9 protein-coding genes, 2 tRNA genes and 2 other RNA genes are annotated in these 11,735 nt (G+C 50.5%); 8 read left to right on the forward strand and 5 right to left on the reverse strand.

Annotated elements, in window-relative coordinates; all coding sequences use genetic code 11:
• Positions 1 to 680: 680 nt before the first annotated feature.
• Positions 681 to 1,328 carry a YchE family NAAT transporter gene (locus ABLV30_RS18880; RefSeq protein WP_004851832.1) on the reverse strand — a complete coding sequence of 216 codons (648 nt, stop codon included), beginning with the start codon at positions 1,326 to 1,328 and terminating at the stop codon, positions 681 to 683.
• A gap of 480 nt (positions 1,329 to 1,808) precedes the next feature.
• Between ABLV30_RS18880 and adhE the strand changes: the two genes are divergently transcribed.
• A complete protein-coding gene (adhE, locus tag ABLV30_RS18885; RefSeq protein WP_004132197.1) occupies positions 1,809 to 4,484 on the forward strand; it encodes a bifunctional acetaldehyde-CoA/alcohol dehydrogenase in 2,676 nt (891 codons plus the stop codon).
• Positions 4,485 to 4,662: 178 nt separating this feature from the next.
• Here adhE and tdk read toward each other — a convergent pair whose 3' ends face one another.
• Positions 4,663 to 5,280 carry a thymidine kinase gene (tdk, locus tag ABLV30_RS18890; RefSeq protein WP_025108233.1) on the reverse strand — a complete coding sequence of 206 codons (618 nt, stop codon included), beginning with the start codon at positions 5,278 to 5,280 and terminating at the stop codon, positions 4,663 to 4,665.
• A 556-nt stretch (positions 5,281 to 5,836) separates the two neighbouring features.
• Here tdk and hns point away from each other — a divergent pair.
• Positions 5,837 to 6,244 (forward strand): histone-like nucleoid-structuring protein H-NS, encoded by a 408-nt coding sequence (gene hns, locus ABLV30_RS18895; protein WP_004121719.1) that lies wholly within the window; start codon positions 5,837 to 5,839, stop codon positions 6,242 to 6,244.
• Positions 6,245 to 6,378: 134 nt separating this feature from the next.
• Here the strand turns inward: hns and galU are convergent, their stop codons facing one another.
• The 3 genes from galU to rssA all read right to left on the reverse strand — a co-directional run bounded on the left by galU (position 6,379) and on the right by rssA (position 9,481).
• The gene (gene galU / locus ABLV30_RS18900; RefSeq protein WP_004851836.1) at positions 6,379 to 7,281 is read right to left on the reverse strand and encodes a UTP--glucose-1-phosphate uridylyltransferase GalU; all 903 of its coding nucleotides are present in this window, start codon (positions 7,279 to 7,281) and stop codon (positions 6,379 to 6,381) included.
• Between the two features lie 197 nt (positions 7,282 to 7,478).
• Positions 7,479 to 8,492 (reverse strand): two-component system response regulator RssB, encoded by a 1,014-nt coding sequence (gene rssB / locus ABLV30_RS18905; protein ID WP_025108235.1) that lies wholly within the window; start codon positions 8,490 to 8,492, stop codon positions 7,479 to 7,481.
• 80 nt (positions 8,493 to 8,572) lie between these two features.
• Complete coding sequence (gene rssA, locus ABLV30_RS18910) at positions 8,573 to 9,481, reverse strand: patatin-like phospholipase RssA (RefSeq protein ID WP_025108236.1); 909 nt, start codon at positions 9,479 to 9,481, stop codon at positions 8,573 to 8,575.
• A gap of 112 nt (positions 9,482 to 9,593) precedes the next feature.
• On the opposite strand from rssA, the gene ABLV30_RS18915 reads away from it, so the two are divergent.
• The 6 genes from ABLV30_RS18915 to ABLV30_RS18940 all read left to right on the forward strand — a co-directional run bounded on the left by ABLV30_RS18915 (position 9,594) and on the right by ABLV30_RS18940 (position 11,648).
• Positions 9,594 to 10,052, forward strand: coding sequence for a YchJ family protein (locus tag ABLV30_RS18915; protein WP_014229741.1), 459 nt, complete (start codon positions 9,594 to 9,596; stop codon positions 10,050 to 10,052).
• A gap of 42 nt (positions 10,053 to 10,094) precedes the next feature.
• Entirely contained in the window at positions 10,095 to 10,937 is an 843-nt protein-coding gene (gene purU, locus ABLV30_RS18920; RefSeq protein WP_004121732.1) for a formyltetrahydrofolate deformylase, read from the forward strand.
• A 156-nt stretch (positions 10,938 to 11,093) separates the two neighbouring features.
• Positions 11,094 to 11,178, forward strand: a tRNA-Tyr gene (locus ABLV30_RS18925).
• Positions 11,179 to 11,221: 43 nt separating this feature from the next.
• Positions 11,222 to 11,353, forward strand: a non-coding RNA gene (locus ABLV30_RS18930) — RtT sRNA.
• Between the two features lie 35 nt (positions 11,354 to 11,388).
• Positions 11,389 to 11,473, forward strand: a tRNA-Tyr gene (locus ABLV30_RS18935).
• Between the two features lie 43 nt (positions 11,474 to 11,516).
• Positions 11,517 to 11,648, forward strand: a non-coding RNA gene (locus tag ABLV30_RS18940) — RtT sRNA.
• Positions 11,649 to 11,735 lie beyond the last annotated feature (87 nt).

Raw genomic sequence — 11,735 nt, forward strand, 5'->3', positions numbered from 1 at the left:
TCTGAACAGTGCAGGAGTTTATGCTGCTGTCAGAGAGTACTGCTTGCTATCACCGACTTATTTATTACGACCGCTCAAACGGCAGTCTTGACGTCGATTCTTGCCCCCCTGTCCGGGGGCGATGTAGTCCCGATGGGCTATATAATAAAAATTCTCATTTGCGTACATATTCCGCTAAAGATCACGCCGGAAAGTACCAAAACGCTTTATTGTCCGCCAATGCAATTTGCAAATATGTTACCGGATTCTCTTTTGTGGCCTTCTGGCGGCGAAGATTTATCACCCCTCGCGCATGCCAGAAATGATTAATATTCTATTTATCAATCAATTAGTATAAATGTCTCGCACTATGTGCCCTGCATCGCCGAATAGATGCTTTTTTGTACGAAAAATTAACAATCGCTTATTATTTAGCACATTCATCTGCTTCATGAGTGAAATTACTAATATCATTTCGATTATCAGACGGCAAGCACCAGAGAATGGTGTGAGGAAAATAACAGTGATTAATGTGGGTAAAAGGCCGCACTCGTGGCAAATGAAATGGATAACTTATTGATAATAAATAACAATATCAAAACATTAGAAAATAGTATTGCAGGTCGATAAATCACTTTTTTTGATATGTTTTGCTGATAATGCGCAAACGCGGAACACGTTGTTCCGCGCGGCAACACAGGTTAATTCACAAGGCCAGGAAAGAGCGCCTTTATTCCGGTAACGATGAACTCGATGCCGAGAGCCATCAGCAACAGCCCCATAATACGGGTAATCACGTTAATGCCGGTTTGTCCAAGCAGGCGAACCAGCCAGGGGGCCATACGGAAAATGCCCCAGCAGCACAGCGCGAAAAGCGCAATCGCAACTGAAAATCCCACAAAATGGGCGATGCTATGGTAACGCGTGCCCCAGACAATGGTTGAACTGATGGCCCCGGGTCCCGCCATCAGGGGCAGCGCCAGCGGCACGACGCCGATACTTTCACGAATGGCCGTTTCTGATTTTTCTTGCTTGTTCTGTTTATCCTCGCCGAGCTTGCCGCTGATCATCGACATGGCGATGGTGACCACCAGAATCCCACCCGCAATACGGAAGGAGTCAATGGAAATACCGAAGATCTGGAGGATCGCATCGCCTAAAAACAGCGACGTGAGCAAGATGATGGCGACCGACAGGTTGGCTGTCAGATTGGTTTTATTACGCACCGCCGCCGTCTGGTAGCTGGTCATACTGATAAAAACCGGGATAATGCCAACCGGGTTTACCAGCGCAAATAGCCCAATGAAAAATTTAAAGTAGGCTGAAAAATCAAACAATGATTGAATCACAGGGTGCTCCGCAGCATCATTAAAAATGGCTGTTGACAGTTACCAGCATAAAATATCCGCGAGAAGATACGCTGTTTGAAAGCATAATTCATCCCTGTTGACGCATAAGTGCATAATTTAAGCTCGGATGTTAGTTATTTGTTTCTGCAATGCTATTTAAGTCTTTAATTAGCATACCGTATCATTACACTTGATCAAACAGGTCAAAAAATGAACTGCTGAAAGGTATCAGCTTGGCTGATTATTGATTTAGATCACATAAATTGTACTCAGAAGTGAGTAACCTTGTTTACACCCAGAAGAGGAGGCAAAGCAGCGGTACCTGAAAGAAAAAACAAAAGCTTTTTTAGTCAATCGGTGAAGTCAGAAGCACAAAATTCTTTACGTTAACATTTAAATGCAAGCCGTTAACACACTGTCTATACTGTCGAATCGAGCTACTGATTCACTAAAAAAGTTTAACATTATCAGGAGAGCATTATGGCTGTTACTAATGTCGCTGAACTTAACGCACTCGTCGAGCGCGTAAAAAAAGCCCAGCGTGAATATGCCAGTTTCACTCAAGAACAAGTAGACAAAATCTTCCGCGCCGCCGCTCTGGCCGCTGCAGATGCTCGAATCCCTCTCGCCAAGATGGCCGTTGCCGAATCCGGCATGGGCATCGTCGAAGATAAAGTGATCAAAAACCACTTTGCTTCCGAATACATTTATAACGCCTATAAAGATGAAAAGACCTGCGGTGTCCTGTCTGAAGATGACACCTTCGGTACCATCACCATCGCTGAGCCGATTGGTATTATCTGCGGTATCGTCCCGACCACTAACCCAACTTCAACCGCTATCTTTAAATCTCTGATTAGCCTGAAGACCCGTAACGCCATCATCTTCTCTCCGCATCCGCGTGCTAAAGATGCGACCAACAAAGCGGCTGATATCGTACTGCAGGCAGCTATCGCAGCCGGTGCGCCGAAAGATCTGATTGGTTGGATTGACCAGCCTTCCGTTGAACTGTCAAATGCGCTGATGCACCATCCGGATATCAACCTGATCCTTGCGACCGGCGGTCCGGGCATGGTTAAAGCGGCGTACAGCTCCGGTAAACCTGCCATCGGCGTAGGCGCAGGTAACACGCCTGTTGTTATCGACGAAACGGCTGATATCAAGCGTGCCGTTGCTTCCGTCCTGATGTCTAAAACCTTCGATAACGGCGTTATCTGTGCTTCTGAGCAATCCGTTGTGGTTGTGGATTCCGTATACGATGCCGTTCGCGAACGTTTCTCCAGCCACGGCGGCTATCTGCTGCAGGGTCAGGAGCTGAAGGCTGTTCAGAATATCATCCTGAAAAACGGCGCCCTGAACGCCGCGATCGTAGGTCAACCGGCGTATAAAATCGCTGAACTGGCTGGCTTCACCGTCCCTGTTTCCACCAAAATTCTGATTGGTGAAGTCACCGACGTTGATGAAAGCGAACCATTTGCCCACGAAAAACTGTCTCCGACGCTGGCAATGTACCGTGCGAAGAACTTCGAAGACGCGGTTGATAAAGCTGAAAAACTGGTGGCAATGGGCGGTATCGGTCATACCTCTTGCCTGTATACCGACCAGGACAACCAGCCAGAACGCGTTGCTTACTTCGGTCAGCTGATGAAAACCGCACGTATCCTGATCAACACCCCTGCTTCTCAGGGTGGTATCGGTGACCTGTATAACTTCAAACTCGCACCTTCCCTGACTCTGGGTTGTGGTTCATGGGGTGGTAACTCCATCTCTGAAAACGTTGGTCCTAAGCACCTGATCAACAAGAAAACCGTTGCTAAGCGAGCTGAAAACATGTTGTGGCACAAACTTCCGAAATCTATCTACTTCCGTCGTGGCTCACTGCCAATCGCGCTGGATGAAGTGATTACTGATGGTCACAAACGCGCGCTGATCGTGACCGACCGCTTCCTGTTCAACAACGGCTATGCTGACCAGATCACCTCTGTGCTGAAAGCGGCTGGCGTTGAAACTGAAGTTTTCTTTGAAGTAGAAGCTGACCCGACGCTGACCATCGTCCGTAAAGGCGCTGAGCTGGCGAACTCCTTCAAACCAGACGTGATTATCGCGCTGGGCGGCGGTTCCCCGATGGATGCGGCGAAAATCATGTGGGTTATGTACGAGCACCCGGAAACCCACTTCGAAGAACTGGCGCTGCGCTTTATGGATATCCGTAAACGTATCTACAAGTTCCCGAAAATGGGCGTGAAAGCCAAGATGGTCGCCATCACCACGACTTCCGGTACCGGTTCTGAAGTTACGCCGTTCGCCGTTGTTACTGATGACGCAACCGGTCAGAAATACCCGCTGGCAGACTATGCCCTGACTCCGGATATGGCGATTGTTGATGCCAACCTGGTCATGGAAATGCCGAAGTCACTGTGTGCTTTCGGTGGTCTGGATGCGGTGACTCATGCCCTGGAAGCTTACGTTTCCGTACTGGCTTCCGAGTTCTCTGACGGCCAGGCGCTGCAGGCTCTGAAACTGCTGAAAGAAAACCTGCCAGCGTCCTACCACGAAGGTTCTAAGAACCCGGTAGCGCGTGAGCGTGTGCACAGTGCTGCGACCATCGCCGGTATCGCGTTTGCGAACGCCTTCCTCGGGGTATGTCACTCAATGGCGCACAAGCTGGGCTCTCAGTTCCACATTCCTCACGGTCTGGCGAACGCCCTGCTGATCAGCAACGTTATTCGCTATAACGCGAACGACAACCCGACTAAACAGACAGCATTCAGCCAGTACGACCGCCCGCAGGCACGTCGTCGCTACGCTGAAATCGCGGACCATCTGGGTCTGACTGCACCGGGTGACCGCACCGCAGCGAAAATCGAAAAACTGCTTGGCTGGTTGGACGAAATCAAAGCTGAGCTGGGTATTCCTAAGTCTATCCGCGAAGCTGGCGTGCAGGAAGCCGACTTCCTGGCCCATGTTGACAAGCTGTCTGAAGACGCATTTGACGACCAGTGCACCGGCGCTAACCCGCGCTACCCGCTGATCGCCGAGCTGAAGCAGATTCTGCTGGATACCTTCTACGGACGTAATTACGTTGAAGGCGGCGTGGAAGAGAAAAAAGAAGCCGCGCCGGCTAAAGCTGAGAAGAAAGCGAAAAAATCCGCTTAATTCCACAGCCGTAAAGTCAGTAACGCTGAGCCCCATCTTTTGATGGGGCTTTTTTGTCTCTGTCGTTCAGCAGCCGGCAAAACGCCTCAGACAGCCGAAACGTATAATCATGTGCCAAAGGCTTAGTAAATGAAAAAAGGCGCTGTAAAAGCGCCTGAGACGATTTAAAGGGTGGGTATTAGCAGCTGCGCTGTTTGTTCTGCACCGCGGTCAGAGAGCCTTCGCTCAGCGCCTCTTTATAATGTTTACGGCATACGGATACATAGCGCTCATTGCCGCCAATCACCACCTGTTCCCCCTCATTGTACGGCCTACCTTCCTGATCGAGGCGCAAAACCATACTCGCCTTACGGCCGCAGAAACAGATAGTTTTTAATTCAACCAGCTTATCGGACCACGCGAGCAAATATTGACTGCCCGTAAAAAGTTCGCCGCGAAAATCTGTCCGCAATCCATAGCACAATACGGGAATATCGAGCTGGTCCACCACCTCGGACAGCTCGCGCACCTGCTCCCGGGTTAAGAACTGGCTCTCATCAACTAATACGCAGTGGATGGGTTGACGCTTATGTTCGTCTGCAATGTCGGTAAATAACGCAGTTTGGGTATTATACAACCGCGCCGGCGATGAGAGACCGATCCTCGAACTCACTTTCCCTGAACCAAAGCGGTCATCAATCTCTGCCGTATAAACCACCGTGCGCATCCCTCGCTCCTGGTAATTGTATGATGACTGCAACAGAGCGGTGGACTTGCCTGCGTTCATTGCTGAATAGTAGAAATAAAGTTGTGCCATCGGCCGCGTAACCCCAATCAATGTGTTTTTTAGCAGTAAAATTGTATCATATATTCACACGCTATCAGCCCTCGCCGTGTGGGTATTGCCGGGAACGTTCACTCGGCGGAGACCTGAAAGATTAAGCCTGTTAATTGAATGGTAATGCCTGCTATTCGTACGACCCAGGCGGCCACGCAGACGTCACTATTGCCCTTTTGTGCTTATCAGCCATTTTCGGATAGCTATAACCGCGCTGGACAAGTGTTTTATATTAAACATCATCGTCGCTGCTGCGCTAATACCCACAATGATATTTATCCATGCAAAGTATAATTTTTCCCACTGCGCATCGGAAAAAGCATACTATCTCAGGGTTTTAGCTTATCCTCTCCATCATCCTATAAGCGAAAAAGATGTGAACCCGCACATAAAATTTAAGTTAAATGAATTAATTCCCGAGACAAATAACAAGTTATTTTGACTTCCTTACATTCTCCCCTATTGCACATCTGAATTTATCGCTCTATTATTAGTCCAACAAACCACCCCACAATATAAGTTTGAGATTACTACAATGAGCGAAGCACTTAAAATTTTGAACAACATCCGTACTCTTCGTGCGCAGGCAAGAGAATGCACCCTTGAAACGCTCGAAGAAATGCTGGAAAAATTAGAAGTTGTCGTTAACGAACGTCGTGAAGAAGAAAGCGCTGCGGCTGCGGAAATTGAAGAACGCACTCGTAAACTGCAGCAATACCGTGAAATGCTGATCGCTGACGGTATTGATCCTAATGAACTGCTGAGCACCATGGCGGCAGTTAAAGCGGGAACTAAAACCAAGCGCGCTGCACGTCCGGCTAAATACAGCTACGTTGACGAAAATGGCGAAACTAAAACCTGGACTGGTCAGGGTCGTACTCCGGCAGTGATCAAGAAAGCGATGGATGAGCAAGGTAAATCCCTGGACGATTTCCTGCTGTAATAAGCCATCCTGTTCGTTTAAAAATCCCGCTGCGGCGGGATTTTTTTTATCCGTTATTCGGGACCGGTTCCGGGCGGGCATAAAAAAACCGGGAAACGAATCTCGCTCCCGGTTTCGCATTCTGCCGCGAACGATTACTTCGCTACGGCTTTATCCAGCCAGGCTTTAAATTCAGCGCCCAGGGACTTGTGGCGTACGCCATATTCAACAAAAGCCTGCATATAACCCAGCTTATTACCGCAGTCGTGGCTCTTGCCTTTCATATGATAGGCTTCTACCGTTTCTTTTTCGATCAGCATATCGATGGCGTCGGTCAGCTGAATCTCATCACCGGCTCCCGGAGGGGTTTTCGCCAGCAGTGGCCAAATATCCGCGCTCAGCACGTAACGACCGACAACCGCCAGATTAGAAGGCGCTACGTCCGCTTTCGGTTTCTCGACGACACCAACCATCGGTACGCTCTCACCCGGCTGCAGGGCCAGGCCCTTGCAATCGACAACGCCGTATGCGGTAACGTCAGCAACCGGTTCAACCATGATCTGGCTTGCGCCGGTCTCATCGAAACGAGCGATCATTTCGGCCAGGTTGTCGCGAGACAGATCGGATTCATATTCATCAAGGATAACGTCCGGTAAAATAACCGCGACCGGCTCATCACCCACTACCGGGTGCGCGCAAAGCACAGCGTGGCCCAGACCTTTAGCCAGCCCCTGACGGACTTGCATAATAGTCACGTGCGGCGGACAAATAGATTGGACTTCTTCCAGCAGCTGGCGTTTTACGCGTTTTTCCAGCATCGCTTCCAGTTCAAAACTGGTATCGAAATGGTTTTCAATCGAGTTTTTCGAAGAGTGCGTAACCAGAACAATTTCGGTAATCCCGGCGGCAATACATTCGTTAACAACATATTGAATTAATGGCTTATCTACCAGCGGCAGCATTTCTTTCGGAATAGCCTTAGTAGCGGGCAACATCCTGGTGCCTAATCCCGCAACCGGGATGACAGCTTTTCTTACTTTTGAATTAAGCGCAGCCATTGAAATCTCCTGGACTGTTCGTTTTTTAAACTTCTCGTTAATAATATGGTATCGAGTATATCAGCCTGCTCAGTCAAAGCTGTTCCGAAAAGGATTAGATATCTTCGAATTAGGAATTTTACGCATTAAACCCGGCGATAGTACCACCACAAAAGATCGCGTGGTAATCCCACGAGCCTAAAAATAAGCACAATTGTTCACTCCGTGGTCAACATCAGGCGTAAACGTCCGCCAGCCCCCCAAATTTGGCACTGCCATGATGCGCAGCGTTGACTAATTTGGTTGAGGTATGCATTACCTAAAGTGCCTAACGGAACGCCATTACTAATCTGAATTTGATGTTCTCCCGTATTCAAGGTGCCATTCAAACCCGCGGAGACTAAAATTAAATTCTTCAAGCCGCTGTGGTAATACCCTACCAATAATGGGAATTGCCCGGGTAAGTTTGCCTGCCGCAGCAATTGGTTAACCTGTTTTAGCAGACTACCCATCTCCGGCAAACGCTGCCCCTGATGAGCGAGCTGCTCTTGCAGTAGCCCATTAAACAGCGCACGCAGCAATAGGGCCGCCAGAACGCCATTATCACCTGCTCGTGTGACATCCAGACAATAAAACGCCAGATCGTTTTCTGATAGCGGCGCAATATCGAGCACGAGCCCTGGCTTATCGACAGAGACAAGCTGGCGATAGTGAATACGGCAACGCGACATCTCCTGCTGCACCGGCGGCTGGAGCTCCTGAAGCAGCCTCGACGCCGCGCTAGGATCGCTTACCAGCGCATCCCAGTCCTCAAACAGGCGCTCTTCTTCTTCGACACGCGAATTAAACATATTGGGATAGAGGCAGGCATACACGGTTTCTCGCAGGCGATCGAAATCCTTAACCGGTTTGAGCAGGATATCCTGAACGCCCAGGCGCAACGCTTTGGCGATGTCCGCCATGTTTTCCGTCGCTGAAATCATCAGAATCGGCAACTGCTCGCCCTGGTTACGCACATGTTCTACCAGCTGCAGGCCGTTCATTCGCGGCATGGAGATATCGCAAATCATCAAATCGGGTTTTGACTCCGCCATTTTTTGCAGTGCATCTATACCATCTTCCGCCTGTACGATGGTCGCACCAAGTGAAGCTAACCAGGTGTGCATAAGAGAGCGGAAAACGGGTTCGTCTTCAACTATCAGAATCTGTTTTCCCGCCAATGGCTGCGTCATGATCTCTCCCCTGACTGACGATAATTTAATAGTGGCATGATATTCACGCTACCGCCTGTCAGAATTTACTTAAGTATGCATCAAATGCGCTCCACGGGGGTACGCACTAAAGGTAATAGTTCATCCATTTTCTTTTCCACTGCCAGATGTCCGGCGGCGATAGCTTCGCCGGCCCGGTGGAAATCAAGCGTGGAGATTTGTGGGCAAAAGGGCTGAATCAGGATATCAGGCGGGTCGCCCGCCATACGATTTCGCTTGAGGCGATTTTCCAGAACCTGAATTGACGTCGACATGATTTCCATCGCCGTTGGCGCCCTCGTCGCCCGACGTGACGTCATACGCGCCAGGCGCGTGCGCAGCCGTGAATGCCACGAAAAATCTTCCTCGCTCTCCGGACGAGGCACCTCCATTGACAGCAAATCCTGCTGCATCAGATGCGCATCGTGCTGCAAATCAACGGCAATGACGATATCCGCGCCCATGGCGCGAGCCAGAGACACCGGCACGGGGTTAACCACCGCGCCATCCACCAGCCAGTAGCCATTATGCATCACCGGCGCCATCAAACCCGGCATACTGCAGGACGCACGGATCGCCAGATGCAGATCCCCTTCCGTAAACCACAGTTCACGACCGGTGCTTAAATTCGTTGTGACCGCCGCGAAAGGACGTTCGCAGCGCTCGATCTCGCTGACGGGCATGAGTTTGCGGTATTGACTAAACACGCGCTCGCCCCGCAGCAGGCCACCCCGTTGCCAGGAGAGATCCATTAACTTCAGTACGTCCCAGTTACTAAAGGAGCATACCCATTTCTCCAGGGCCGGAAGCCGATTGCAGGCGTACGCCGCTCCGACCAGCGAGCCAATGGAGCACCCTGCGATAACATCGACGTCGATACCCGTCCGCCGTAAGGCATTAATCACGCCGATATGCGACCACCCGCGAGCGGCGCCAGCCCCTAACGCCAGGCCAATTTTAAGCTTTCTCATGAGTACCGAAACATATCCTTCCACTCCGGGCATGGCATCATCGCCATACCTCAGTTAACATAATGCGCTTTGGCGGCGTAGCGCCGTCTTTCTTTTTCCTGTGGAGGCCGTTTTGTCGCCATTATGCCCCTGTGGCAGCGCTCTGGAGTATAGCTCATGTTGTCAGCCTTATCTGGCTGGCGCGCAGCTGGCGCCAGATCCGTCACAGCTGATGCGCTCCCGCTATAGCGCGTTTGTTATGAAAGACGCCGACTATCTGATTAAAACCTGGCACCCCTCCTGTCAAGCGCAGCAGTTTCGCGCAGACCTGGAAAACGGTTTTACCCGCACACAGTGGCAGGGTCTCACCGTCTTTGCCGCCGAGACGGGCAAGAACCCGGATGAAGGCTTTGTCAGCTTTATCGCTCGTTACGCTGACGATAACCGCTCCGGAGCCATTATTGAACGATCCCGATTCTTAAAAGAAAACGGACAGTGGTATTATATTGACGGCACGCGACCGCTAATCGGTCGTAACGATCCCTGCCCTTGCGGTTCAGGTAAAAAATTTAAAAAATGCTGCGGTCAGTAAGCCAGCAGCAGAAATAGCAAACACTACAGGATTTTCCCCGCGATGCATTCACAACAACGTAAAGTACTGCGCACTATTTGCCCTGATCAGAAAGGCCTCATCGCGCGTATCACTAATATCTGCTACAAGCACGAACTGAATATCGTGCAGAACAATGAGTTTGTTGACCACCGAACCGGCCGCTTCTTTATGCGCACCGAGCTCGAGGGTATTTTCAATGATTCAATCCTGCTGGCGGACCTCGACAGCGCGCTGCCGGAAGGTTCAATTCGTGAACTCAATCCAGCAGGGCGCCGCAGGGTCGTCATTCTGGTCACCAAAGAGGCGCACTGCCTCGGCGATCTGCTGATGAAAGCTAACTACGGCGGCCTGGACGTAGAAATCGCCGCCGTCATCGGCAATCACGAAACGCTGCGCTCGCTGGTTGAACGGTTTGATATCCCCTTCCAGCTGGTGAGCCATGAGGGTTTAACTCGCGAAGAGCATGATAAACAGATGGGCGACGCGATCGCCGCCCTTGAGCCGGATTACGTTGTGCTGGCGAAATACATGCGGGTGTTGACCCCAGAGTTTGTCTCTCGTTTCCCGAATAAAATTATTAATATTCATCACTCATTCCTGCCGGCTTTTATCGGCGCGCGTCCGTATCACCAGGCCTATGACCGCGGGGTGAAGATTATTGGCGCCACCGCACACTACGTGAACGATAATCTGGATGAAGGCCCAATCATTATGCAGGACGTCATTCACGTCGATCATACCTACACCGCGGAAGATATGATGCGCGCTGGCCGCGACGTCGAAAAAAACGTTCTGAGCCGCGCGCTGTATCAGGTTCTTGCTCAGCGGGTATTTGTTTACGGTAACCGGACGATTATTCTTTAATCTCAGGGAAATGAATTGATTAGCTTTGCACCTTTACGGATAAAAAGCAGGCAAACAGCTTCATTTCCCTAAAGGAATGCTTTACAGGGGCGTCTCATTTGATATGATGCGCCCCGCTTCCAGCAGGAAGCAGGCCAGTAAATAGCATTACCCCGTGGTGGGGTTCCCGAGCGGCCAAAGGGAGCAGACTGTAAATCTGCCGTCATCGACTTCGAAGGTTCGAATCCTTCCCCCACCACCATTCTTTACCACGTTGTTGTGGTAATACCGATGAACGTAAACGATGTTTGCACTTATCGGGAAGGGTGAGAATCTTCGACCAAGGTTCGAGTCGAGCGAAAGCGAGACAACGTTGCCGCAGGCAACGGCCCGAAGGGTGAGGAGCGAAGCGACGAATAATCCTTCCCCCACCACCATCTCTCAGCTTGACCTCAAAATTTGAATTACCCCTGGTGGGGTTCCCGAGCGGCCAAAGGGAGCAGACTGTAAATCTGCCGTCATCGACTTCGAAGGTTCGAATCCTTCCCCCACCACCATTCTTTACCACGTTGTTGTGGTAATACCGATGAACGTAAACGATGTTTGCACTTATCGGGAAGGGTGAGAATCTTCGACCAAGGTTCGAGTCGAGCGAAAGCGAGACAACGTTGCCGCAGGCAACGGCCCGAAGGGTGAGGAGCGAAGCGACGAATAATCCTTCCCCCACCACCATCTCTCAGCTTGACCTCAAAATTTGAATTACCCCTGGTGGGGTTCCCGAGCGGCCAAAGGGAGCAGACTGTAAATCTGCCGTCATCG

The sequence above is a fragment of the Klebsiella sp. CN_Kp113 genome (assembly GCF_040064585.1).
GTDB classification, from domain to species: domain Bacteria; phylum Pseudomonadota; class Gammaproteobacteria; order Enterobacterales; family Enterobacteriaceae; genus Klebsiella; species Klebsiella michiganensis.

Excerpts from the sequence above, each read along its gene's own strand:
- adhE (WP_004132197.1), top strand. The coding sequence starts at position 1,809 with ATGGCTGTTACTAATGTCGCTGAACTTAACGCACTCGTCGAGCGCGTA.
- tdk (WP_025108233.1), bottom strand. The coding sequence starts at position 5,280 with ATGGCACAACTTTATTTCTACTATTCAGCAATGAACGCAGGCAAGTCC.
- hns (WP_004121719.1), top strand. The coding sequence starts at position 5,837 with ATGAGCGAAGCACTTAAAATTTTGAACAACATCCGTACTCTTCGTGCG.
- galU (WP_004851836.1), bottom strand. The coding sequence starts at position 7,281 with ATGGCTGCGCTTAATTCAAAAGTAAGAAAAGCTGTCATCCCGGTTGCG.
- rssB (WP_025108235.1), bottom strand. The coding sequence starts at position 8,492 with ATGACGCAGCCATTGGCGGGAAAACAGATTCTGATAGTTGAAGACGAA.
- rssA (WP_025108236.1), bottom strand. The coding sequence starts at position 9,481 with ATGAGAAAGCTTAAAATTGGCCTGGCGTTAGGGGCTGGCGCCGCTCGC.
- purU (WP_004121732.1), top strand. The coding sequence starts at position 10,095 with ATGCATTCACAACAACGTAAAGTACTGCGCACTATTTGCCCTGATCAG.